Origin of the sequence: Blautia sp. NSJ-175, from assembly GCF_022867815.1 — a bacterium.
Lineage (GTDB): Bacteria > Bacillota > Clostridia > Lachnospirales > Lachnospiraceae > Blautia > Blautia celeris.
The window spans coordinates 282,928-308,274 of sequence record NZ_JALIFQ010000003.1 but is presented as its reverse complement, the minus strand read 5'-3'; the positions used below and the strand labels follow the sequence as shown (position 1 = coordinate 308,274).

At 48.4% G+C, this 25,347-nt stretch carries 23 protein-coding genes and 1 tRNA gene; 18 read left to right on the top strand and 6 right to left on the bottom strand.

Features of this window, described 5'->3' with window-relative positions; translation table 11 throughout:
* Positions 1–10 precede the first annotated feature (10 nt).
* From MUB35_RS06940 to yicI, 4 genes are all read left to right on the top strand, one after another.
* Complete coding sequence (locus MUB35_RS06940) at positions 11–2,080, top strand: glycoside hydrolase family 31 protein (protein ID WP_052099401.1); 2,070 nt, start codon at positions 11–13, stop codon at positions 2,078–2,080.
* 77 nt (positions 2,081–2,157) lie between these two features.
* Complete coding sequence (locus tag MUB35_RS06935) at positions 2,158–4,155, top strand: glycoside hydrolase family 31 protein (RefSeq protein WP_033141042.1); 1,998 nt, start codon at positions 2,158–2,160, stop codon at positions 4,153–4,155.
* Positions 4,156–4,187: 32 nt separating this feature from the next.
* Positions 4,188–4,826: a YesL family protein gene (locus tag MUB35_RS06930; protein WP_033141043.1), complete on the top strand. Its 639-nt coding sequence runs from the start codon at positions 4,188–4,190 to the stop codon at positions 4,824–4,826.
* The gene (gene yicI / locus MUB35_RS06925; RefSeq protein ID WP_244805950.1) at positions 4,823–7,069 is read left to right on the top strand and encodes an alpha-xylosidase; all 2,247 of its coding nucleotides are present in this window, start codon (positions 4,823–4,825) and stop codon (positions 7,067–7,069) included. The genes MUB35_RS06930 and yicI overlap by 4 nt, the downstream gene beginning before the upstream one ends.
* A gap of 64 nt (positions 7,070–7,133) precedes the next feature.
* Here yicI and MUB35_RS06920 read toward each other — a convergent pair whose 3' ends face one another.
* Genes MUB35_RS06920 through MUB35_RS06905 form a run of 4 tightly spaced genes read right to left on the bottom strand, consistent with a single transcriptional unit; the run spans position 7,134 to position 9,375 of the window.
* Positions 7,134–7,445: a YbjQ family protein gene (locus MUB35_RS06920; protein ID WP_033141045.1), complete on the bottom strand. Its 312-nt coding sequence runs from the start codon at positions 7,443–7,445 to the stop codon at positions 7,134–7,136.
* A gap of 48 nt (positions 7,446–7,493) precedes the next feature.
* Positions 7,494–8,315 (bottom strand): hypothetical protein, encoded by an 822-nt coding sequence (locus MUB35_RS06915; protein ID WP_033141046.1) that lies wholly within the window; start codon positions 8,313–8,315, stop codon positions 7,494–7,496.
* Positions 8,309–9,007: an ABC transporter ATP-binding protein gene (locus MUB35_RS06910; protein WP_033141047.1), complete on the bottom strand. Its 699-nt coding sequence runs from the start codon at positions 9,005–9,007 to the stop codon at positions 8,309–8,311. Before MUB35_RS06910 ends, MUB35_RS06915 begins: the two co-directional genes overlap by 7 nt.
* The gene (locus tag MUB35_RS06905) at positions 9,004–9,375 is read right to left on the bottom strand and encodes a GntR family transcriptional regulator (protein ID WP_244805949.1); all 372 of its coding nucleotides are present in this window, start codon (positions 9,373–9,375) and stop codon (positions 9,004–9,006) included. Before MUB35_RS06905 ends, MUB35_RS06910 begins: the two co-directional genes overlap by 4 nt.
* 181 nt (positions 9,376–9,556) lie before the next feature.
* Between MUB35_RS06905 and MUB35_RS06900 the strand changes: the two genes are divergently transcribed.
* From MUB35_RS06900 to MUB35_RS06885, 4 genes are all read left to right on the top strand, one after another.
* Entirely contained in the window at positions 9,557–10,321 is a 765-nt protein-coding gene (locus MUB35_RS06900) for a nitroreductase family protein (RefSeq protein ID WP_033141049.1), read from the top strand.
* Between the two features lie 96 nt (positions 10,322–10,417).
* Positions 10,418–11,506, top strand: a complete 1,089-nt coding sequence (locus MUB35_RS06895; RefSeq protein ID WP_033141050.1) for a tetratricopeptide repeat-containing glycosyltransferase family 2 protein — start codon at positions 10,418–10,420, stop codon at positions 11,504–11,506.
* A gap of 68 nt (positions 11,507–11,574) precedes the next feature.
* The gene (locus tag MUB35_RS06890; protein WP_081960285.1) at positions 11,575–13,224 is read left to right on the top strand and encodes a collagen-like protein; all 1,650 of its coding nucleotides are present in this window, start codon (positions 11,575–11,577) and stop codon (positions 13,222–13,224) included.
* A 280-nt stretch (positions 13,225–13,504) separates the two neighbouring features.
* A complete protein-coding gene (locus MUB35_RS06885; protein ID WP_033141051.1) occupies positions 13,505–15,028 on the top strand; it encodes a serine hydrolase in 1,524 nt (507 codons plus the stop codon).
* A 66-nt stretch (positions 15,029–15,094) separates the two neighbouring features.
* Here MUB35_RS06885 and MUB35_RS06880 read toward each other — a convergent pair.
* Positions 15,095–15,167: transfer RNA gene (locus MUB35_RS06880), tRNA-Gly, on the bottom strand.
* A gap of 398 nt (positions 15,168–15,565) precedes the next feature.
* Here MUB35_RS06880 and MUB35_RS06875 point away from each other — a divergent pair.
* The 10 genes from MUB35_RS06875 (at position 15,566) to MUB35_RS06830 (ending at position 24,771) form a co-directional block, all read left to right on the top strand.
* Positions 15,566–15,904, top strand: a complete 339-nt coding sequence (locus tag MUB35_RS06875; protein ID WP_018596100.1) for a cyclic-di-AMP receptor — start codon at positions 15,566–15,568, stop codon at positions 15,902–15,904.
* 15 nt (positions 15,905–15,919) lie between these two features.
* Positions 15,920–16,597 (top strand): DUF554 domain-containing protein, encoded by a 678-nt coding sequence (locus MUB35_RS06870; RefSeq protein ID WP_033141052.1) that lies wholly within the window; start codon positions 15,920–15,922, stop codon positions 16,595–16,597.
* A 65-nt stretch (positions 16,598–16,662) separates the two neighbouring features.
* Positions 16,663–17,013: a cupin domain-containing protein gene (locus tag MUB35_RS06865; RefSeq protein ID WP_033141053.1), complete on the top strand. Its 351-nt coding sequence runs from the start codon at positions 16,663–16,665 to the stop codon at positions 17,011–17,013.
* A gap of 199 nt (positions 17,014–17,212) precedes the next feature.
* Entirely contained in the window at positions 17,213–17,599 is a 387-nt protein-coding gene (locus MUB35_RS06860) for a 4Fe-4S binding protein (protein WP_033141054.1), read from the top strand.
* A 90-nt stretch (positions 17,600–17,689) separates the two neighbouring features.
* Positions 17,690–18,604, top strand: coding sequence for an alpha/beta fold hydrolase (locus tag MUB35_RS06855; protein ID WP_033141055.1), 915 nt, complete (start codon positions 17,690–17,692; stop codon positions 18,602–18,604).
* A gap of 118 nt (positions 18,605–18,722) precedes the next feature.
* A complete protein-coding gene (locus MUB35_RS06850) occupies positions 18,723–19,979 on the top strand; it encodes a BMP family ABC transporter substrate-binding protein (RefSeq protein ID WP_033141056.1) in 1,257 nt (418 codons plus the stop codon).
* A 128-nt stretch (positions 19,980–20,107) separates the two neighbouring features.
* Positions 20,108–21,679: an ABC transporter ATP-binding protein gene (locus MUB35_RS06845; RefSeq protein WP_052099403.1), complete on the top strand. Its 1,572-nt coding sequence runs from the start codon at positions 20,108–20,110 to the stop codon at positions 21,677–21,679.
* Positions 21,672–22,760 carry an ABC transporter permease gene (locus MUB35_RS06840; RefSeq protein WP_033141058.1) on the top strand — a complete coding sequence of 363 codons (1,089 nt, stop codon included), beginning with the start codon at positions 21,672–21,674 and terminating at the stop codon, positions 22,758–22,760. The genes MUB35_RS06845 and MUB35_RS06840 overlap by 8 nt, the downstream gene beginning before the upstream one ends.
* Positions 22,760–23,716, top strand: a complete 957-nt coding sequence (locus tag MUB35_RS06835) for an ABC transporter permease (RefSeq protein ID WP_033141059.1) — start codon at positions 22,760–22,762, stop codon at positions 23,714–23,716. Before MUB35_RS06840 ends, MUB35_RS06835 begins: the two co-directional genes overlap by 1 nt.
* A 92-nt stretch (positions 23,717–23,808) precedes the next feature.
* Positions 23,809–24,771: a biotin--[acetyl-CoA-carboxylase] ligase gene (locus MUB35_RS06830; RefSeq protein ID WP_033141060.1), complete on the top strand. Its 963-nt coding sequence runs from the start codon at positions 23,809–23,811 to the stop codon at positions 24,769–24,771.
* Here MUB35_RS06830 and MUB35_RS06825 read toward each other — a convergent pair.
* Complete coding sequence (locus MUB35_RS06825; RefSeq protein ID WP_033141061.1) at positions 24,768–25,268, bottom strand: VanZ family protein; 501 nt, start codon at positions 25,266–25,268, stop codon at positions 24,768–24,770. The genes MUB35_RS06830 and MUB35_RS06825 overlap by 4 nt on opposite strands.
* Positions 25,269–25,347: the final 79 nt, after the last annotated feature.

The following is a 25,347-nucleotide window of genomic DNA, read 5'->3' as shown; positions in this document are numbered from 1 at the left end:
AGGACAAAAAATGACGGATATTATAAAAAAAGAAGGTGCATCCACCGGAGATTTCCGTTCGGACAATCATTTTTTACTGGGATATTTTGAGGAAAAGGATCATGCATTGTATTACCGTTATGATGCGGAGCGCGTGATCGTGGAACCCTGGGGAAAGAACAGTCTCCGGGTCCGCGCCTCCAAGATGCCCGAGATGCCGGATGAGCTCTGGGCATTAGATGGAAAACCGGAGGGACGCGAAGAGGCAAGTATTGCAATACATGATTTTTCCGCAGAAATTACAAACGGAAAGATCAGGGCAGTAGTGAACAATATCGGTAAGCTTACTTTTTACAACCAAAAGGGGGAAGTACTGCTTGAGGAATATGTCCGCAACAGAGAGGATATGTTTGCGGATACCTGCAGCTCCCTGGAGGTTGAAGCAAGGGAATTCAAACCGATCATCGGGGGCGATTATCAGCTCACCATGCGTTTTGAATCCAATCCAAACGAGAAGATTTACGGTATGGGCCAGTATCAGCAGAAGTTCCTAAATGTCAAAGGTGCAGAACTGGAACTGGCACACAGAAATTCCCAGGCAAGTGTTCCTTTTGCATTGTCTTCCCTTGGATATGGATTTTTGTGGAACAATCCTGCAATCGGGCGTGTCAGCTTCAATAAAAATATTACCACATGGGAAGCAAAATCCACAAAGAAATTGGATTATTGGATCACTGCAGGCGATACACCGGCTGAAATTGAGGAAGCTTACGCAGATGCAGCGGGAAAAGTTCCCATGATGCCGGAATACGGAATGGGATTCTGGCAGTGTAAACTCAGATATCAGACACAGGAAGAGCTTCTGGAGGTGGCAAGAGAATACAAACGCCGTCAGATTCCTATTGATGTCATTGTAGTAGATTTCTTCCACTGGCCGAAGCAGGGTGACTGGCGATTTGACGAGACATACTGGCCGGACCCGGATGCCATGATCGCGGAACTGAAGGAGATGGGTATTGAACTTATGGTATCCATCTGGCCTATGGTGGATTATAAGAGTGAGAATTTTGAGGAGATGAAGGCAAAAGGTCTCCTGACACGGGTGGAAAAAGGTGTCCGTATTGACAACACTTATATGGGCAATACCATCCAGTATGACCCGACGAATCCGGAAGCCAGAGAGTATGTGTGGAACAAGGCAAAACAGAATTATTATGACAAGGGTGTGAAGATTTTCTGGCTGGATGAAGCGGAACCGGAATATACGGTGTATGATTTTGAAAATTATCGTTATCATCTGGGACCGAATGTCCAGATCGGAAATGTCTATCCGGTAATGTATGCACAGACCTTCTTTGAAGGCATGAAAAAAGAAGGACAGGAAAACATCGTGAATCTGCTGCGCTGTGCATGGGCCGGAAGCCAGAGATACGGGGCACTTGTGTGGTCAGGTGATATCCATTCTTCCTTTGAAAGTCTTCAGAACCAGTTTGCGGCAGGCCTCAATATGGGAATCGCAGGGATTCCCTGGTGGACAACAGATATCGGAGGATTTTTCGGGGCTGATATCTACGATGAGGATTTCCATGAGGTTCTGATCAGATGGTTTGAATACGGTACGTTCTGTCCTGTTATGAGACTGCATGGCTATCGCATGCCGTATCAGCCTCAATACGGAACAACCGGAGGCGCGGAGTGCGTATCCGGAGCGCCGAATGAAATCTGGTCTTACGGAGATAAGGTTTATGAAATCTGTAAGAAATACATTGAAATGCGTGAGGCCATGCGTCCCTATGTGCGCAGACTGATGGAAGAAGCGCATGAAAAAGGTACACCGGTCATGAGACCTCTGTTTTATGATTTTCCGGAGGATAAGGCATGCTGGGAGAATGAGACACAGTACATGTTCGGACCTGAAATTTTAGTCGCTCCTGTTATGGAAAAAGGACAGGAGGAAAGAGAGGTCTATCTTCCCGCAGGAGCGGAATGGAAAAATGTATGGACGGGCGAGTGCTTTAAAGGCGGACAGACAGTAACTGCGGCTGCACCTATCGAACAGATTCCACTGTTTACAAAAAATGAATTTGAACTGAACTTCTAAACGAAAAGGGTTGCTGCACGTAAAACTGGGGCAGCCCTTTCATAAAATAAGAAAGTCAATCAGGAGGAGGTATTTGAATGCTGAAACAAGTGGGCAACAAGTTATACAGGAGACAGGACAAGGAACTGCTCCTCATCGAACCATGGGGGAAAAACAGTCTGCGTGTGCGCGCAACACAGCGCAGTGAGTTTATCCCGGATACGGACAGCGCGCTTTTAGAACCGGAAGATACAGAGGTACAGATCACCATTGAAGGGAAAAAAGCAGTTATCACCAATGGGAAATTAACCTGTAAAATCATGGACAACGGGGTACTCCAATATTATAATCAGAATGGAAAGCTTCTTTTGGAGGAGTATGACCGCACCAGAGATATGTATGAGGGAAGTGATAAGTTCGCAAGCGCATTGGAGATCGTGCCGCGTACCTTTAACCCACGGCAGTGCTCTGATAATTTCAAATTGACAGTCCGGTTTGAGGCATATAAAGATGAGAAGATTTTCGGTATGGGACAGTATCAGCAGCCGTATCTGGATGTGAAAGGCTGTATCATTGAGCTGGCCCATAGAAATTCCCAGGCAAGTGTTCCGTTTGCCTTGTCAGACAGAGGGTACGGTATTCTGTGGAATAATCCGGCAATCGGTCAGGTGACATTTGGAAAGAACGTTACAGAGTGGATCGCTGAGTCAACAAAACAGATGGATTACTGGATCACAGCGGGAGATACCCCGGCTGAGATCGAAGAAGCCTATGCAGATGCCACGGGTAAGGTTCCCATGATGCCGGATTACGGAATGGGATTCTGGCAGTGTAAGCTGCGTTACCAGACACAGGATGAGATTCTGGAAGTTGCCAGGGAGTATAAGAGAAGAGGTCTTCCCATTGATGTCATTGTAGTGGATTTCTTCCACTGGCCCCATCAAGGCGACTGGAAGTTCGATAAAGATTATTGGCCGGACCCTGCAGCAATGGTGAGGGAATTAAAGGAGATGGGCATTGAACTGATGGTATCCATCTGGCCTACCGTTGACGCGGAGAGTGAGAATTATGAGGAGATGACAGAGCTGGGATACCTGACCCGTTCTGAGTACGGGAAACGGATCGGACAGCTTGGAGATGCCTGCATTATAGATGTGACCAATCCTGACGGAAGAAATTATGTGTGGGAGAAGATAAAGAAAAATTATTATGACCTGGGCATTAAGATTTTCTGGTTAGATGAGGCGGAGCCTGAGTTTACCGGATACGAATTTGAACATTACCGCTATTTCCTGGGAGCTGATATGGAAGTGGGAAATTTATATCCGAAATATTATGCCCGTATGGCATATGAGGGAATGGAAGCAGAGGGACAGAAAAATATTGTCAATCTTCTTCGCTGTGCATGGGCAGGCAGCCAGAAATACGGTGTGTTGGTATGGTCCGGTGATATTGACTCTTCTTTCCGTGCCCTGAGAAACCAGTTGGCAGCAGGATTGAATATGGGCATTTCCGGTATTCCGTGGTGGACAACCGATATCGGCGGTTTCCACGGCGGTAATATCCATGATGATGCATTTAAAGAATGTTTTGTCAGATGGTTTGCTTTCGGTGCATTCTGTCCGGTTATGAGGCTGCATGGATTCCGTGAACCATTCAAAGAACCTCTCGGCACTACAGGTGGAGGGAAACACATAAGCGGAGCAGAAAACGAGGTATGGAGCTACGGTGAAGAAGTATATGAGATCTGCAGGAAGTATATGGAGCTTCGCGAAAAGATGCGTCCTTATGTGAAGACTCTGATGCAGGATGCCCACGAAAAAGGAACACCGATCATGCGTCCCCTGTTCTATGATTTTCCGGAAGACAAAAAAGCCTGGGAAATTGAAGATCAGTACATGTTCGGCAGCAAGGTACTTGTCTGCCCGGTATTGTATGAAGGTGTTCGGGAACGTAAGGTATATTTGCCGGAAGGAAAATGGAAAAATATCAACGACAACAGGTTATATGAAGGCGGTGCAGAATATGTATGTGACGCGCCGTATGAGAGTATTCCTGTATTTGTAAAAGCAGGGGAACTGGAAGAGATTTTTTAAACAGTGATTGAAAAGGAAAGCAGGGATGACATATGGGCAATGGTACAATATTTGGTTATGACGGTAAGTATGTAAAGGTGATTGATAAGATATTCAATACAATAGTATTGAGTTTATTTTGGCTGATTGGATGCCTCCCCATCATAACGATTGGTGTATCTACAACTGCTATGTACTATACTGCAGTGAAGGTTATTAAAAATGAAGAGGGATATGTGCTGGAGCAGTTTCTGAAATCATACCGGAGAAACTTGAAAGACGGCATTCTTCTTGAAATACTCTTCGCCGTGGTTTTGTTTATCCTGCAGTTAAACGTGGGGATATTACAGGCGAAGACTTCAGGAAACGTGGGATTATTTTTTATCTGCCTTTACTATGGAGTCAGTATCTACGCGGCAGGAATGCTCTGCTATGTATTCCCTGCGCTTTCCAGATTTGAAATGCCTATGGGATGGATTTTAAAGCTGTCCATGTTCATGACAGGACGTTATTTCCTGACAACTGTTATGCTGCTGTTTATTTTAGTGTCCTCTGCTGCGATAGTGGCATGGATACCCTATACCATGATAGTTGTGCCCGGAGCTGCATCCCTGCTCTGCTCTGAATTTATGGAACGGGTATTGAAGAAGCATGAACCAAAAATAGAAGAACTGGAGGAACCACAGCTATGAAATTTACCAATGGATATTGGCTGTTAAAAGACGAAATGACCCCCGCCTATGCTGTAGAGTACGGCGGTCATACCGTAAAGGGAGATGAACTGACTGTTTATCTGCCCGGAAAACATATTGCAGGCAGAGGGGATGCCTTGAACATTCCCATGCTGACGGTCAAACTTTCCACACCTATGGAGGGCGTGATCAAGGTGTCAGCCGTCCACCACGCAGGAGCACTTTATAAAGGGCCTTTTGCGGAGATCACAAATGATCATCCCCATGCTCAGATCACAGAGACAGAGGAATGCCTGACCTTCGCCAGCGGAAGTTTAAGGGCAGTGATTGACAAGACGCCGAATGCGTATAAGCTGGCTTTTTATGAGGGGGATAAGTTCCTGACAGAGTCCAGCTTCCGCAACCTGGCACATATGCACAACAGGGAAACCGGAAAGAACTATATGGTGGAACAGCTTCTCATTGATGTGGATGAGTATGTTTACGGTCTTGGCGAACGGTTTACACCTTTCGTGAAAAACGGACAGACTGTGGAAATGTGGAATGAAGACGGCGGCACAGCCAGTGAGATTGCCTACAAAAACATTCCGTTTTATATTACCAACAAGGGGTACGGTGTCCTGGTGGATAATGAGGGCGACGTGGCCTATGAGATCGCCAGTGAGAAAGTGGAGAGAATCCAGTTCTCCGTGGAAGGGGAGCGTCTGGACTATTATTTCATCAGCGGTCAAAGCCCAATGGGAACCGTGGAGAAATACACAGAACTGACAGGGAAGCCTGCGCTGCCTCCTGCATGGTCCTTCGGCCTCTGGCTCACCACATCCTTTACGACGGATTATGATGAGAATACTACGTCCGGTTTTATACAGGGAATGGCAGACAGGGATATCCCGCTGCATGTGTTCCATTTTGATTGTTACTGGATGGAGGCTTTTGAGTGGTGTAACTTTAAATGGGACCCAAATGTAACTACAGATCCCAAATCCATGCTGCAGAGATACCACGACAAGGGCCTGAAGATCTGTGTATGGATCAACCCTTATATCGGTCAGAAATCCTGCCTGTTTGAGGAGGGCAGCGAGAAAGGCTATCTGCTGAAACGCACGGACGGAAGCGTATGGCAGACAGATCTGTGGCAGCCGGGGATGGGACTTGTGGACTTTACGAATCCTGATGCCTGCGCCTGGTACCAGAGCAAATTAAGGACACTTCTGGACATGGGTGTGGACTGTTTTAAGACAGACTTCGGTGAGAGGGTTCCTGTGAAGGATATCGCTTATTTTGACGGCTCAGATCCGGTTAAAATGCATAATTATTATACCTATTTATATAATCAGACCGTATTCCGGCTTTTGGAGGAAGTCAGAGGTGAGGGGGATGCCGTACTCTTTGCACGTTCCGCAACGGTTGGCGGGCAGAAGTTCCCGGCTCACTGGGGCGGCGACTGCTCCGCTACGTATGTTTCCATGGCTGAGACGCTGCGGGGCGGATTGTCTCTTTCCCTCAGTGGATTTGGATTCTGGAGCCATGACATCAGCGGATTTGAACAGACAGCTCCGGCAGATATTTACAAACGCTGGTGCCAGTTCGGGCTTTTGAGCTCACACAGCCGTCTGCATGGGTCTTCTTCCTACCGCGTGCCGTGGCTATTTGATGAGGAAGCCTGTGTAGTGCTGAAAGAGTTTGTGAATCTGAAATGCCGCCTGATGCCGTATCTGTACGGACAGGCTGTCCGTGCCCATGAATACGGCACACCGGTTCTGCGGCCCATGTTCCTGGATTTCCCTGAGGACAGAGCCTGTGATACCCTGGACCGTCAGTATATGTTCGGTTCTTCCCTGCTCGCGGCGCCTGTATTTAAAGAATCCGGTGAGGTGGATTATTATCTGCCGAAGGGAACCTGGGTGAATCTGATCACCGGGGAGACAAGAGAGGGCGGAACCTGGTACAGGGAAGTTTACGATTACCATTCCATGCCGCTTATGGTGAAGGAAAATACGATTCTGCCTGTCGGAAAGAATGACCGGGAAGCGGAATATGACTTTGCGGACGGTGTGACACTTCTGTTGTCTGTATTTGCCGATGGAAAAGAAGCAGATGTGGAGATACCGGACTGCAGAGGCAAAATTGTGATGAAAGCCCATGCAGAATGCAGGGACGGAGAGATTCTTGTACATATTGAAGGCGGAAACGATAATTATACGGTAAAGAGCCTTGGCGGACAGAAGTTTAAAATGGTATAAGAAAGTATAAAAGAAAATAAAAAGATGGCGCAGTACCGGAAAAAACGGTTCCTGCGCCATTTCTTTAAACAAATTTTACTGCAGTGCCGTAAGCCATGATCTCAGCTGCGGCCTGGGCAACAGAGGCAGATGAGTAGCGTACGCATACAATGGCATCTGCTCCCATGGACTGGGCTTCCTCCGCCATGCGTTTGGTTGCCAGGGCTCTGGCCTCATTCATCATCTCATTATATGAGGTCAGTTCGCCGCCCACCAGAGTCTTGAATCCGTTCATGATATCTTTGCCCATGTGCACGGTCTGGATGGTGCTGCCTTTTACCAGGCCAAGCATTTCAACATTTTTTCCGGTTATGTGATCTGTTGTGACTATCAGCATAAGCATTTCCCCCTTTTGATTATAAAAGTGTGATCATATGTCTTTATTCTACTCCAGGTTCAGTCTTTTTGACAAGATATATCTGCTTCCAAAGAAGAAGAAAATACCGGCTGCCAGATACCAGAGGGTTTCTATGATATAGGAATAATTAGTGACTCTTTCACCGGCACGTGTGATCATCATTACGGTTCCGACTCCGCCCGGAAGGGTAATACTTGTAATAATAAGGTCTACGATATTGCATAAAATTATAATACCAAAGAAAGATAACACGGACCCCATAACTTTGTGGGTCTTGAACTGGCTTCCGAGGCAGACAGCGAAGATCAAAAGCCCTGTGGAGAAGATGAAAAATTCTATACAGAGGGACAGCAGATATACAATATTGTTCAGGATATCCGACAGTCCGCTCAGGGAGGTCAGTGTGTGCCACATCTCCCGGAATCCGTAAACGATGGCGGGCCAGGTCTCTTTGTTCACCAGAAGGATGGCAATGGATGCAGCAACAAAGATCAGGTCAAGTATTGTCCATACCCAGTAAATAAATATTTTGGACAACAAAAGCTGTGTGGGAGATACCGGAAGCGTGTGCGTCAGGTAGCCTTCATCTGAAAAGAAACTTTTCTGTATGTGTATTGCCAGATACAGCATGGTCATAAGCAGGACTGCCATGATCCCGAATACGTAGACGACCACATAAAACATGGTTGTCATGCCCATAACGGTATTGGATGAGTCAGAAAGAAATTTTGAAAAATAAATTTGATATCCAATGCGCCCGATGAGTGCATAAACTAAAAGCGCTCCGTGTACAATTAATAGTAGTGTGGAAACAGATTTCCACTCATATTTGAATAGTTTCTTTAACATTTGAACACCTCCCGGAACAGACTGTCCACAGATACTCCTTTGGCCATGCGGATATTGTCCACGCTGTCCTGCATGCGGATATGCCCGTTCTGAATAAAAATCACATCATCCAGAATGTTTTCCACATCTGAGATCAAATGGGTGGAAATGAGGATGGTAGCATTTTCATCATAGTTGTTGATGATCGTGGAAAGGATATAATCCCTGGCAGCAGGGTCAACACCTGCAATCGGTTCATCCAGGCAGTACAGACTGGCTCTGCGGCTCATGACCAGAATGAGCTGTACTTTTTCCTTTGTACCCTTTGACATGGTGCTTAGACGGTCGTTGGGGTTGATATTCAGCTTCTGCAGCATGTCATAGGCCCGTGACCTGTCGAAGTCTTCATAAAAGTCACAGAAATAGGATATAAGATCTGAAACCCGCATCCAGCGGTTCAGATAGGTGCGTTCCGGCAGATAGGATACAATCCTCTTTGTCTCCACACCGGGTGCCTTGCCGTCAACAAAGATCTCTCCCTCAGTGGGAACCAAAAGGCCGTTCAGCAGTTTGATTAATGTGGTCTTGCCGCTGCCGTTTGGGCCCAGCAGACCGATGATCTTACCACGGTCCAGTGATAAGTCGATGTGGTCAAGTGCCAGTTTATTGCCATAACGTTTTGTCAGGCCCCGGCAGTCCAGAATCGTACTCATTTTTTCTCCTCCTCGCTCACTTTATTGATCAGCCCTATGATGTCCTCTTTAGACAGGTCTATTTTTTCCATTTTTTCAAGAAACTCCTTGATTTGTTCAGATGCAAGTTCTGTTTTCAGATCATCTATCATACTAAGGTCCTCCGTAATGAATCTTCCGCTGGTTCTCTGGCTGTACACCAGATTGGTACGCTCCATCTCTGACAGGGCTTTCTGCATAGTGTTGGGATTGACGCCTGCTGTCTGCGCCAAATCCCGCACAGATGGAAGTTTGCTTCCCGGCGGATAGATGCCAGCGATGATATCTGTTGTGATACGCTCGATCAGCTGTACATAGACAGGCCGATCAGGATTCAGTTTCCACGACATATAATGTAACACCTCCTGTATTACTGTACTAATTGCTTAATACAATAATACGCATTTACAGGTACTTTGTCAATAGGTTTTTAAAAAAATACAAAAGAATTTGAAAAACCATCCATTTAGGCATTGCAATTCCCCGATTATATGTTACAATATTGTTACGGAAAAATTAAAAGGTGAGAGTATGAACTTATACGAAGCGATATTTTCAAGAAAATCTGTCCGAAGCTATGAGATGGAACCGGTAAAGGCGGCTCTGCTGAGTGAGATCAGAGAGTATTACAGCCAGATTGAAGGGTTGAATCCGGGTATCCATACGGAGATTTCTATTATAGATAATACTAAGGGACAAAATAAAAGAATACATCTGCTGGGAGCGAAGGCACCTTATTACATTGCCTTTTACTCAGAGGATAAAGACCGCGCTATGATGAACGCGGGATATATTATGGAGCAGCTTGCGCTCTTTATGTGTGCAAAAGGGCTGGGGACATGTTTTTTAAGCGGTGTGAAGCCAAAGGCAGGAAACCCTCACAAGGGGAATCTGAAATTTGTGATTCTCATGGCTTTCGGATACAGCCGGGGCAGCCATACAAGAAAGGCTGTGGAAGCAAAGCGCATGGATCTGCAGGAGCTTTGTGTGTACAAGGAGGTTCCGAGACAGTGGATGAAGCAGCTTCTGGATTCCGCACGCCTGGCGCCGTCCAGTATGAACAGCCAGCCATGGCGGTTTGTGGTTTACGATAACAGAATTCACGTATTTGCCAAGAAGCATAATATGAATCACCTGGGCAGGTATGAGGAGTTTAATTTTGGTATCATGTTTTCTCATCTTATGATCGTTGCAGAAGAATTGTGGCTGGACGTGGATTTGATACGCCTGGAGGATATCACACATAAGAATTTCCCCAACAGCCAGTATATATTGAGTGCTATTTTAAGGACGTGATGAAGAGTCACGTCCTTTTTTTCTGAATTCACGTACAATTATGCGCGCCGCGGCATATTGTGTAATGAGACATGCGTGTGAAGGAAGAGGGAATGCATGATAACTGTGAGTTTATGTATGATCGTTAAGGATGAGGAGGAGGTTCTGGATCGCTGTCTTTCAGGGATGAAAGACCTGGTGGATGAAATGATCATTGTGGATACAGGATCAAAGGACAGGACAAAGGAGATTGCAGGACGGTATACTGACAAAGTATTTACATTTGAATGGACAGATGATTTTTCGGCTGCCAGGAACTTTTCTTTTTCCAAAGCATCTATGGAATACTGTATGTGGATGGACGCGGATGATGTGCTGCTCGAGAAGGACAGAATGGCTTTTTTGACAATGAAACGTGAATTGTCTTTGGACACGGATATTGTGATGATGCGGTATCATACGGCATTTGATGAGAAAGGAAATGCAGTATTCTGGTATTACAGAGAGCGTCTGATTCGGAACGGACGTGGATTTTTATGGCAGGGCGCAGTACATGAGGTCATAACGCCCGGCGGAAATATTGTATACTCAGAGGCTGCTGTTTCACATAAAAAGATCGGTGCAGGGGACCCGGACAGGAACCTCAATATATATAAGAAGATGCTGGCACAGGGGAAGGTCCTGAATGCAAGAGAACTCTATTATTATGCCCGGGAACTATATTACCATGGGGCTTACGGGGAAGCTGTCGAGGCATTCGGCAGCTTTTTAAGGCAGCCGGATGCCTGGCTGGAAAATAAGATAGAGGCATGCCAGGTCATGGCGCAGTGTTATGAAAAAGAAGGAAACAGGGCAGCATCTCTGCAGGCGCTCTTAAGGAGCCTGGAATATGATGTGCCGAGAGCAGAGATCTGCTGTGACATCGGGAAGCATTTTATGGAAGAGGATCAGTACGAAACGGCTGTCTTCTGGTATAAAACAGCTCTTGAATGCAGGCCGGATATCGAAAGAGGGGGTTTTGTCCTCCCAGACTGCTATGGGTATATTCCGGCAATGCAGCTCTGTGTCTGCTGTGATAAACTGGGAAGATACGCGGAGGCGGAGGCATATAACGAGAGGGGCGGGAAATATAAACCGGATTCCGCGGCTTACTTATACAATAGGGAATACTTTCGTGGAAAAAACATAAATTCCCAAAATTCTTAACATCCATTGGACAGCAACATACAATGTATTAGCAGTCTTGAACTGCTAATAGAAATGGATGTGATAATATGAAAGATAATTGTAGATATGGAAAAGAAGAGAGTGCTGCGGCAGAGAGAAATAATGATGTGCATGCAGCAGGATGCCAGGACACAAGATGTTGTCCGGTTTGTCATGAGAGAAGATGCTGCTGCCCGGGGCCTACAGGTCCCATGGGACCCATGGGGCCTATAGGTCCGAGAGGGCCTATCGGCCCAAGAGGTGCTACCGGTGCTGCGGGAGTTCCGGGAATGCGGGGAGCCACAGGACCTACAGGGCCAAGCGGAGCTACAGGCGCTAACGGAATGCGTGGTGCCACAGGCCCAACCGGAGCCCCTGGAATTGCAGGTGTAACGGGGGCCACAGGGCCTGCAGGAAAGACGCCTGTGATTACCGTGGCAGGTACAGTGACGGGAGAACCCGGCACAGAGGCGTCTGTTGATGAAACGTTTACACCGGATGGCGCTGAGTTGTTCTATACGATTCCGGCTGGTCCCACAGGTCCGACCGGAGCAGCAGGAGCGGCAGGAGTTACCGGGGCTACAGGTGCAACAGGTTCGGAAGGCGCTGCCGGTCCCACAGGTCCCACAGGTCCGACAGGTCCCACCGGAGCTACGGGTCCGACCGGAGCTGCCGGTCCAACGGGGCCGACCGGGCTCATAGGCCCTACGGGTCCCACCGGAGCCAATGGAGTCGCGGGAGCCACCGGAGCTACGGGAAATACAGGAGCCAACGGAGCAACCGGCCCAACCGGAGCCACAGGGGCAGCCGGGGCCACAGGCCCCACTGGGCCAATGGGAGCAAAAGGTGATACAGGAGCCAATGGAGCAACCGGCCCGACAGGTGCCGCAGGCCCTACGGGTCCCACCGGAGCCAATGGAGCCGTCGGAGCTACCGGAGCTGCAGGCCCAACCGGTCCGACCGGAGCCACAGGGCCTACAGGTATGAATGGAGCAGCGGGAGCCACCGGAGCCACCGGAAATACAGGAGCCACCGGAGCACCAGGACCTATGGGAGCCACAGGAGCTACCGGGGCCAACGGAGCTACGGGTCCGACAGGAGCAACCGGCCCGACCGGAGCCAATGGGGTAATGGGAGCTACAGGAGCAACCGGCGCTACCGGGGCCACCGGAGCCACAGGGAATACCGGAGCTACAGGCGCGACAGGTCCTGCAGGAGATACGGCATGTTGTGCATGTGTTGCGCAGATGAGAAACCTCCTTCAGCAGATCATCACGCTTTATCCAACAGAAAATCTTGTGATATCCATGGAAAGCGGCAACAATGTGAGCGGCCGTCCGGGAAGCCTTCTTCCTGCCCCGAACACAAATCCAAATGCCGGTCTTTTCCAGATAGTAAACAGCCAGGGCGCAGCACAGGAGGCGGTATCAATCTGCAGAATCGCAGCCGTCAGAATCACCAGTGCTGCCTATAATAACGGAATCACGTATCTTCCGGCACCTGCTCCGGCACCTACAGGCTGCTGCGCAAACTGTGAGGCTGCTGTCCGTTCTTATCTGCCGGTGGGTACAACAGGAGCCGCTGTCAAGGCAGGCGGTCAGACCGTCGGACAGGGCAGTGTGCTGAGAAACGAATATGGCGTAGTGGTTCTTGTCGGCGCCAATAACAGTGATCCGACCTTTATCTCCACCTGCAAGGCCGAAAGTATCACAAAGTAATTATTTACAAGGAATAAGCTTTAAACCATACGGGGGAGAAAATCTGTATATCAGGTTTTCTCCTCCTGTTTTTTATACTTTGATTGGAGGGCACTTGTTCCTTTTTGAGCGAAAGTATTTTCTTTTATCATAAAATGGTGAAAAGTTCCGGTCAATCGGTAAATGTTTCTTGACAAGTGAAAGTGTAACTGATATAGTTACAGTATAAGAGTAACAAAAAAAATTACAGTAGCGTGATGAGGATTTATATTCTGAGTCATGGGCTCAGAAAGGAGCAGTTATGAATACGAAAGAACACGAAGTTATGAAAATGAGAGGTAGTGCAGATGTATCATATCTTGGGCAGAGCGTAGATTCCATGATATGGGAGTTTATGAAGGAAAAGGGGATTCCGGGACTTACCCTGGCAATTGTTCAGGCCCCCTATATTCCGAGAGTAGTGGGGTATGGGTTGTCAGATACAGGTGAGAGAAGGCTGGCTTCAGCCAATACAATGTGGCCGGCAGGCCCCATTTCCCAGGCGTTTGCGGCTGTGGCAGTCATGCAGCTTTTTGAGGATGGAAAACTGGGGCTGGAAGATAAACTGGGTGATCATATACCGGAGGTACCGGAGGAATGGTATGATATTGAGATTCTGCAGATGCTCCGCCATGCGTCGGGTCTGCCTGACTGCCAGACGGATGGATTTGACATTTACAGAGAATGGGAGTTTAAAGAGGTTCTTGATTTAATAAGCAAAGAAGCCCTGCATTTTACTCCGGGTACAGAGGTGGAATGGAGTGCGTCAAATTTCCTGATGCTGACAGAGATCGTGGAACGTGTAAGCGGTGAGACATATCATGATTTTGTGACAGAAAGGCAGATCCATTTCCTTGGACTGAAGAGGACAGGATTTGCGGAGGACCTGGAAAACTTCAGGCATGAGGATGTATCCCTGACAGAGAACATCCATCAGTTGTTTAAAAAAGACGGGACATACATTGACCCCACAGAACCGGCCGCAAGTTATGACGAACTCGGCAGAAGGACAGGGCGGGCAGCGTCTTCAGCCCTCAGGGGCGTGGGGGATGTCTGGGCGTCCGCGCAGGATATTTCCTTCTGGGATATCGGGCTGGCAGGAGGAGTGCTGATCCATGAGCCTGAGCACAGAAAGCTTGTCTACGCCCCGTGGAACCTGCCGGACGGCAGAGAGGTGCCGGGAGTGGCAGGCTGGCAGTTTTATAAGCACAGAGGACTGATGGATATCAAAGGTTCTGTTCCCGGGTATTCTTCTTTCCTGAGCAGGTTTACCCATCCGGATGAACTGGTGTGCGTTACGCTGCTGGCAAATAAGGAAGGTATTGACTTTACGAATCTGGGAAGAAGAATTGCGGGGGCGTTCGGAGATCTGCTGTCCACCAATTATGATGATAATAAATTGTATCTCTTTGAAGGGCAGTTTCCGGTAAAGGATATGGTCAGACGATTGAAAAACGTTCTGGAAGAAAAGAAAATTCCGGTATTTGCAGAATTTGACCATGCGAAAAATGCAGAGGAGGCAGGTCTGTCCCTGCGGCCGACCACAGTGGTCGTCTTTGGTGCTCCAAAAGTGGGAACCGGGCTGATGCAGGAGGATCAGAGCATTTCCCTGGAACTTCCGCTCAGGATTGCCCTCTGGGAGGATGAGACGGGCAGTACCTGGCTGGCATTTCCAAGAATGGAACGGCTGGCAGGAGAATATGGACTGGGCAGTCATCCGGTGGTTGGGAAGATGCAGGAGCTGCTGGAGGAACTTGTGAGAAAAGCGGGGAGTGTTTATGCATAGATAAATGCAGAACGCAAAAGGACGGACATCTTTTTGAGATGTCCGTCCTTTTCAAGAAATAAAAAGAGCGCGAGACGGGACTCGAACCCGCGGCCTCGACCTTGGCAAGGTCGCGCTCCACCAACTGAGCCACTCGCGCATGTCTTAACGACAAAACATAATATACTATATCTTTCGTCAAATGTCAACACGTTTTTTGAAAAAAATTAAAAAATATTTCTGGGGTATTTACCCTGTAAAAAAAGGAGGGCCGGGCTTTTTATAAAGCCCGGCGTATGAAAAAGAAAATTTTTATATAAAGGTGATTGCCTTTCTATGTATCTAATAATAAAGCACAAATGTGATGAAACTGTGGTGAAATATTAAAAGAATTGTGAATGGAATTTGAATGTTTTGTGAAAGGAGAAAATAATTTTCCATTATGCTCAATTTATGCTATAATAGACGAAAAGCTGGTCAGACGCCCACCGGCGCCTGGGGTCTGTGATAAGACCGGACGGGGGCAGAGAGCAGCACTGCATTAGGAGGTGCTTCATTATGAAAATGATTTTTGCGATCGTGCACAAGGAAGATGAAGGATTCGTGGTAGAACGTCTGAATAAGGAACGCATCAGTGTGACAAAACTTGCCAGTACAGGCGGATTTTTGAGAAAAGGAAATGCCACGCTGATGATAGGAACTGAGGACGACAAGGTGGAAATGGTGCTCCAGGTCATCAAGGAAGAGTGTTCCAGAAGAAAAGAGATGCTCATCAATCCAACTTATTCCGCCGGGACAAAAGGTCCGGTGCTGGGATATTCCGCACCGCCGGTCACCATTGATGTGGGCGGCGCTACAGTATTTATTGTGAATGTGGAACAATACCTGAAACTGTAAAGGCGGATACGAGAGATGATAGGAACACTGGTAAACTGCGCTACGATTTTGACAGGGAGCTTTATCGGCAGCAGATTGAAAAAAGGAATACGGGAGGAGCATCAGGAGATCATGATGCAGGCCATGGGGCTGGCAGCCACAGCGCTGGGAATCAATGCCATAGTCAAGTACATGCCCCAGAGTGAATACCCGGTTCTGTTTATTGTGAGTCTGGCACTTGGCGGGCTTCTCGGAGAGAAGATACATCTGGAGGACAAGTTTAAGAAGTTTGTCACCGGGTTTTCCAATGGGAATCTGGCTCAGGGCTTATCCACGGCGATATTACTGTTCTGCGTGGGAACCCTGTCCATTCTGGGGCCCATGGAGAGCGCATTGAGAGGGGACAATACTTACCTGTTCACCAATGCCATGCTGGATTTTGTCACATCCTCTGTGCTGGCATCCACCTTTGGATTCGGTATCGCACTGGCAGCCATTGTCTTGTTTTTCTGGCAGGGATTTTTCTACTGCCTGGCACTGCTGCTGGCCGGTGTCATGAGTCCGGCGATCATGGCGGAGATTTCCATTATCGGAGGTATCCTGATCTTCAGCTCAGGCCTCAGCATCCTGGGAATCAAGAATTTCAGAACCATGAATATGCTTCCCGCATTTCTGGTTCCCGCAGTGTTCTTTATCGTCAAATCATTTTTATAAACAGAAAATCCACCCCCGGTCATAAGGGATGGATGCTATACGACAGAAGAAAGGGGATCAACATCGTGGTCAGAAAGACAAATGTAGTGGAACAGCAGAATGTGCGGGGCGGAGAAGGCACCGTGGAATTCCATCATATCCTGAAGGAGGAAGAGCTTTACGGACACGGCAAGTTATATGCCAAAGTAGTGTTAAAGCCGCACAGCTCCATCGGTATGCATCAGCATGTGGGCAACACAGAGCCGTATTTTGTGCTGAAGGGAACAGGAGTTTTCGTGGACAATGACGGCAGCCGTACAGAAGTGCATCCCGGAGATGTATGTGTCATTGAGCCGGGACAGAGCCATAGCATGGAGAATAATACAGACGAAGATTTTGAAATGATGGCTCTCATTTACAACGAAGCAGCAAAATAGACAGGACAGATTTTGCGGAGGAGAAAAGCCTCTGACGAAATCTGACAAAAAGGACGTTTTCGCATGGGCGGGAATGTCCTTTTTTGTAAAATGCACTTGTGAAACATAATATATAATGTTAAAATTGTCACATAAGCATATGCTTGTGTATGCTTCTTGGGCATACGAAAATTTCAGGAAAAAAGCGGAGGAATTCAAGATGAAAAAACTGAAAGTGACAAAAGGCGCAAAGTGTATGGCATGTCTGGAATGTGTAAGAGCCTGTTCAACAAGCTTTTACAAGGAGTTTGACCCGGACAAATCCTGTATCCAGATCATTGACAAAAAGGGCGATGCAAAACCGATGGTCTGCGTACAGTGCGGAAAGTGCGCAGAGGCCTGTCCAGAAGGTGCGATCACACAGAATGCAAAGGGCGTTTACATGATCAACAAGAAAAAATGTACCGGATGCGGCAAATGTGTTGAGGCATGTCCTTTCCATGTAATGGTGAAGGCAGAGGATTCACCGACAAGCAGCAAATGTATCGCTTGCGGTATCTGTGCGAAAGCATGTCCGATGGACGTACTGGAAGTTGTAGAGAGCTAAGCATATGTAACGGGGCTGCCGCGGGAATCATGCGGCGGCCTTTTGTGTTTTTGGATACCGGGAGATATTGGAAGAAAAGGGGGTTTTTGCATGGTACACGGTACAGCGGTACTGAAATCAGAATATGACGGCCTGGGGCTGTCCGTCTTATGGGTCGTGCCAAATGAGGGGACAAAAGGTGTGGTACAGATATCCCACGGCATGAGCGAGAACAAGGAGCGGTATCTGCCGTTTATGGAATACCTGGCCGAACGGGGATACATCTGTGTGATCCATGACCATCGCGGGCATGGCGGCAGTGTACATAACCGGGAGGAGCTGGGATATCTTTACGGCGGTAAAAATAAAGCCATGGTGGAGGATCTTCATCAGATCACCATATGGATCAAAGAGATATTTCCGGATCTTCCGGTGTATCTTCTGGGGCACAGCATGGGCACACTGGTAGCCAGGAATTACCTGAAATATTTTGACAATGAGCTGGAAAAACTGATCCTTACCGGGCCGCCATGTGAGAATCCGGCAGTGGATCTGGGCCTGCTCATAGCCAGAACACAGAAAAGGCACAGAGGAGGCCGCTATCGCAGCAAACTTTTAGAGACCATGTCCTTTGGTACCTTTGCCAGCCGTTTTGCAGGGGAGAAGAGCCGGTTTGCCTGGATCTGTTCCGATGAGGAAGTGGTGAAGGCGTATGAGGAATCACCCCTGTGCGGTTTCACTTTTACGGCGGATGGGTTTGAGGGGCTTTTGATGCTCCTGAAGGAAACCTACAGGAAAGAGGGCTGGAGGCTGCAGAATCCCCAGCTGCCCATTCTGTTTCTGGGGGGCGAAGAGGACCCCTGTATCGGAAACGGCAGAAAGTTTGTGAAAGAGCTTCAGTACATGAGGCAGGTGGGCTACCGCCACGTGACGGGAAAGCTCTATCCGGGCATGCGCCATGAGATTTTAAATGAAAAAGATAAACTGACAGTATATCGGAATATTTATCAATATCTGGAAAAATAAGGCGATTATTTTGAAATTATCTCCAATATGCCGGTTGAAAAACAAAAAATATAATGTTATAGTTAATTTGTACTCATAAATAAAAAGAAAGTACAGGTGTTATAAAAGGAGGACGAGCATGAAGAAGAAAATTTTAGGTATCGTGTTATCTCTGACAATGGTCGGTGCCATGCTGGCAGGCTGCGGACAGCAGCAGGGAGCTGAGGACAAGAAGGAAGAAACCAAGACAGAAGATACGAGCAAAGAAGATACCAATGCGGACGACGCCGAAAAAGCGGATGATACGGACAAAAAAGAAGATGCTGCTGACGACAGCAAGACGGAAGCCGGCGGTAAATTCGCTCCGGTTGCAAAAGAAGACCTGAAGGTGGGCGTTATCCATATTTCCGATCCGGCAGAGGGTTCCGGATACACTTACACACATGACCAGGGCATCGTTGAGATGCAGAAGGAACTGGGACTGGAAGACAGCCAGATCATCCGTAAGAACAATATCCCGGATACAGACCCAACCATGACAGAACAGGCGATCAGGGAATGTATCGAGGACGGATGCCAGATCATTTTCGCCACCAGCTTTAACTACATGGACACCTGTGAGCAGCTTGCGCAGGAATTCCCGGATGTGATCTTCTCTCACGGCACAGGATATAAGTCCAATGATACAAACTTTAACAACTACTTCGGAAGAATTTACCAGGCAAGATATTTATCCGGTATCGTTGCAGGTATGAAGACAGAGAGCAACAAGATTGGCTATGTGGCAGCCATGGGTTCTGAGAACTCAGAGGTTACCGGCGGTATCGACGCATTTGCCATCGGTGTTGCAGAGGTGAACCCGGACGCGGAGATCCACGTAAAAGTAACGAACAGCTGGTTCTCACCCACAGAGGAGACCAACGCGGCAAAAGCTCTGATCGCAGAGGGCTGTGACGTGATCGGACAGCACTGTGATACACCCAACCCGCAGACTGAGGCAGAATCCGCAGGCGTATGGGGCGTAGGATACAATTCTGATATGAGCAAGGATGCTCCGGATGCTACACTTACCTCTGTTATCTGGAACTGGGGCGTATATTATACACAGGCAGTGCAGAAAGTCATTGACGGAACCTGGACACCGGAGATCTACTTCGGCGGAATGGATGACGGTCTGGTAGATATCACTCCTATCAATGAGGAGCTGTGCGCACCGGGAACAAAAGAGAAAGTGGAAGAAGCCAGAAGAAAGATCATGGAAGAAGGCTTCAATGTATTTGACGGAGTTCTGGAGACCAACGACGGCAAAGCTGTGGGAACAGAAGGCGGCACACTGGATGATGCGACCATTACCGGAGGAATCAACTGGTATTATAAGAATGTAATCGTAGATTGATCCATATTTCTTGTTTAGTGAAAAATACAAAGAGGGAATACAAAATGTGAAAAATCATTTTGTATTCCCTCTTTTCTTATGATACAATTATCCTGTATGTTTGTGTCTAAAATTGTAACGGATGGTGTATGCGTTACCAAAACAGAAAGAAACGAGAGGTGACACAGTTGGCTTTAGACAAGGTAGAGAATGCCATTGAGCTGAGAGGTATCACAAAGACATTTGGCAGTGTTGTGGCGAACGACCATATTGACCTGGATGTGAGAAGGGGAGAGATCTTAGCGCTTCTTGGTGAGAACGGGTCCGGAAAAACCACATTGATGAATATGATTTCAGGCATTTACCACCCCGATGAGGGCAGCATCCATGTAAATGGCAGGGAAGTGGTGATCAATTCCCCCATGGATGCCAAGAAGCTGGGAATCGGCATGATCCATCAGCATTTTAAGCTGGTGGATGTATTTTCAGCCATGGATAATGTGGTGATTGGTGCAGAGGGAAAAAGGATCAAGCCCAGGGAGCTGAAAGAGAAAATCCTGGAGCTGACCAAAAAATTCGGTCTTGAGGTTGACCCGGAGAAGAAGATATACAATATGTCCGTCAGTGAGAAGCAGACCGTGGAAATTCTGAAGGTACTGTACAGAAATGCGGATATTTTAATCTTAGACGAGCCTACAGCAGTGCTCACGCCCCAGGAGACCCAGAAGCTCTTTGCCATTCTGCGCAGAATGAAAGAGCAGGGAAGCGCCATTATCATTATCACCCACAAGCTGAACGAGGTTATGGAGATCAGCGACCGGGTGACAATCCTCAGAAAAGGAAAAAGCATAGACACGGTAAACACAGCCGAGACCAATGAAAAGCAGCTCACCGAGCTGATGGTGGGCCGTCCGGTCACCCTGGAGATAGACCGGCCGAAATGTGAGAATGTGCACACCAGATTAAAAGTGGTGGATCTGTCTGTGAAGAAAGCGGACGGGACCATGGCACTTAAGGATCTGTCCTTTGAGATTAAGGCGGGAGAGATCCTGGGCGTTGCAGGGATCGCCGGCAGCGGACAGAAGGAGCTGTGCGAGGCCATTGCGGGTCTTGTGCCTGTGGAGACAGGTGCAGTCCTGCACAATAAAGAAAATATCATCGGCAAGACGCCGAAGCAGATCAACAACCTGGGAATCAGCCTGGGCTTTGTGCCTGAGGACAGGCTGGGCATGGGGCTTGTGGCGTCCATGGGTATGGTGGACAACATGCTGCTGAAATCCTATGACAAGGCAAAGGGCATCTTTGTGGACAGAAAGCCCGCCAAAAAACTGGCTGAGGAGCTGGTAGAACGCCTGGAGATCATGACCCCCAATGTGGAGACGCCTGTGCGCCTGCTCTCGGGCGGTAATGTGCAGAAGGTTCTGCTTGGGCGGGAAATCGAATCAGAGCCGTCAGTGCTGATCACCGCTTACCCGGTCAGAGGTCTGGATATTAACTCTTCCTACACGATCTATGACCTGCTGAATGAGCAGAAGAAAAAGGGTGTTGCCGTTATGTTTATCGGTGAGGATCTGGACGTGCTTCTGGAAATCTCTGACAGGATCATGGTGCTCTGCCATGGAGAGGTGACCGGAATCGTGGATGCTGCCGTTACTACAAAGGAAGAACTGGGACTGATGATGACAGGATCAAAAAGGGAAGGGGTGAAGGCTGATGGATGAGACAAGAAAGAAAGAGCCTCTGATTCGTGTTGAGAAGAGAAAAGAGCGCCCCGCAAAACAGGTTCGGCTGCTGCGTCTGGCCTCAGTACTGCTTGCCATTGTTGCCGGCGGCCTCTTTATCCTCTGTATCGGATATAATCCGTTTTCTGTGTATGCTACCATTGTATCAGGTGCATTCAGAAGCAGCATGGCATTCCAGGCGACAATCAAACTTATGGTGCCGCTGCTCATACCGGCGCTGGGACTTACCCTGGCATTTAAGATGCGTTTCTGGAATATCGGAGCTGAGGGGCAGATCATCATGGGCGCTGTGTTTGCCACATTTTTTGCCCTGTTCTGCTGGGATTTCCCTCATTGGCTTCTCATGATCTGCATGTTTTTGGCAGGTATGCTGGGAGGCGCTCTGTGGGGTATCATTCCCGCGTTTTTCAAGGCAAAATTCGGTACCAATGAGACACTTTTCACATTGATGCTGAACTATATCGCGCTGTATCTGATTTCCTTCTTAAGGGATGGTCCGTGGCAGGACCCCAACTCTTCGGGATTTCCTAAAATCGCCAGGTTTGGGGAGAATGCGCAGCTTGACAAGCTGTTCGGCGTGCATGTGGGATGGCTGATCGGGCTTGTTCTGGTAGTCATTGTGTATATCTATCTGAAATACACAAAACAGGGTTACGAGATCAGCGTGGTAGGCGAGAGCCGCGCCACAGCCCAGTATGCGGGCATGAACTATAAGAAGATCGTGCTGCGCACCATGGCATTTTCAGGTGCCATCTGTGGTATCGCAGGCATGGTACAGGCCAGCGGTTCGGACCTGACCCTTACCACTTCAGTGGCAGGCGGCGTGGGATTTACAGCTATCATCGTGGCATGGCTGGCCCAGCTTAATCCGGTGGGAATCCTGGTGGTTTCCCTGCTGTTCAGTGTGCTGGAAAAGGGAAGTACGGTTATGCAGTCCTCCTATGGGCTGTCCGCCTACTCGGCAGATGTGCTGCAGGGGATCATCCTGTTTTTCGTGCTGGGATGTGAATTTTTCGTCAGATACCGTTTTGTGACCCGTAAGAAGGGAGGAAAGGCGTAATGAATTTTTTTACTAACTTTTTTGTGGCGGCAGTTCTTGCCGGTACTCCGCTTTTGTTCGGGATCTTAGGTGAGATCATCAATGAAAAGTCAGGACATCTGAATCTGGGCGTGGAGGGCATGATGTCCATCGGTGCATGCGCAGGCTTCATGATGGGATATAAGACAGATAATCTGCTTCTGGCACTGATCGCCGCATTTGCGGCAGGTATGCTGGGCGCACTCATCTACGCTGTGCTCACCGTTACCTTTATGGCAGACCAGAATGTTACCGGATTGACACTTACTATTTTCGGTATCGGCCTGAGCAACTTCTTCGGTGATTTTGTACGGGAGAAGTCAGGGGCCACCTCTCTGAAACTGCCGTCCGGCATTTTAGACAGCCTTGGCAAAGTGGAGATTCCGCTGCTGTCCGATATTCCGGTACTGGGAAAACTGTTCTTTAATTATAATATTTTTGTGTATCTCGGAATCGTGGCTGCCATTCTGTGCGGCATTTATCTGCACAGGACCAAGGCAGGACTGAATATCCGGGCAGTGGGGGAGAATCCGGCGGCTGCGGATGCCGCGGGCCTTCCCGTCACAAGGCTGAAATATATCAATCTGATGCTTGGCGGAGGCATCTGCGGGATTGGCGGTGCGTACTGTTCCATGATCATCTGTAACGGTGTATGGATCAGCAATTGTGTAAACGGTCTTGGATGGATCGCTGTGGCGCTGGTAATATTCGCCACCTGGAATCCCAATAAGGCTATTTTCGCGGCACTGGTTTTCGGTGCGTTCAGCGTGTTGAAATACTATGTACCGAAGTCAGTCATCAGGATACCGGATTCCATTTTCGATATGGTGCCGTTCTTCATGACAATACTTGTGCTGATCATCACTTCCATCCGTTCCTCAAAGGAGAATTCCCAGCCGCAGTCCTGCGGTGTGAACTATTTCCGTGAGGAGAGATAGAATCGTTACAAGATACGAAAGAAAAGCCAGATTCCCGGATGGGAGTCTGGCTTTTCGCCAATGTGCAAAATCAGTGGATAGGAGGCGGGAAAATGTCAACAAAATCAGAGCTTTTGAAGCTGCTTGAGAGTCACAGAGGGGAATACCTTTCAGGGGAGGAACTGGCATCAAGGCTTGGATATTCCAGGACAGCGGTGTGGAAAGCCATGAAAAACCTGCGCCAGGAGGGATACCGGATTCTGGCTGTGAATAACAGAGGGTATGCCCTGGAGACGGATAATGATATTCTGTCCGTGGAGGCAGTGAAAATGCATCTGGAACATCGGAATGTGTTTATGCAGGTGGAAAAGGAAATCTCTTCCACGAACCAGTATCTGAAAAAGAAGGGGATTGAGGAAAATCTGCCCCATGGCTCCTTTGTGGCAGCGGAGGCTCAGACTGAGGGAAAGGGCAGGCGGGGGCGTACCTTTTACTCACCGGCGGGCAGCGGTCTTTATTTGAGCGTACTCATGCGGCCGAAAAGGACAGCGCAGGAGAGTCTGACCCTGACAGCCGCCGCTGCGGTGGCTGTCTGCCGCGCTGTGGAGGAAGTCTGCGGGGTATCTCTGGGAATCAAGTGGGTCAACGATCTGTATCTGGGGGAGCGGAAGGTATGCGGAATCCTTACGGAGGCTGTGACAGACTTTGAGACAGGAGATATTGAGCTGGTGGTGGTGGGAATAGGACTGAATCTCCGTATGCCGGCCGGCGGTTTTCCCGGGGAGCTTTCAGAGGTTGCCGGAGCCATACTGGGGGATGATGTGTATGTGGACAGGAACCTGCTGACTGCAGGTATTATCAATTATCTCCTCGAAGAGGCGGAGAAGGAGGGAATCCCGGAAGCTTATATTTCCAGGAATATCGTGCCGGGCAGACGTGTGCGGGTGGCATACGGGACCCGGGTCAGAAGTGTGGAGGCAGAAAAAATCCTGCCGGACGGCAGGCTGCTTGTTAAAAATGAGCAGGGAGAGGAGGAAATCCTCCCCTGCGGCGATGTGTCCCTGAATCTGCATTAACGATTTTTCTTTCGGCTTCTGCGCAGGGTATTCCAGCAGACAAACTGGACCAGCAGGATGCCGGCAAAAGCGCCGATGCTGTCTATCATCACATCGCGTTTGGAAGGGCCTCTGCCCGCCACAAAGGACTGGTGGAACTCATCTGTACAGGCAAAACCCACACTGATGAATCCTGCAAAGAGGATCAGCAGAATCCCGCGCAGGCCGTATACGTACAGGGGGAAGGAGACACAGACAGCCAGCACAAAGTATTCACTCATGTGCGCCAGCTTCCTGACAGGTGTGTGGATCTTGTCCGTGTAATAGGCGATCTGTTCTTCGCTCATATTTTTATCCAGTACAGTATCTGCGGTCACTATGATCTTATGGCTTATTTTATAGCTGAGATTTCCCGATTCGGTTCCCGTCTGGCTGGAAAAGGAGAATATCAAGTACATCACCAGAAGTGCCGGCAGAAAAGAAAAGGGCTTCAGCAGCAATATGAAAAATTTCTTCAAGTTGGGTTCCTCTTTCGTCTTATCAGGTTATAGGTTGCTTCCTGGTGACTATATCACGTTTCAGGAAATGTGTAAAGTG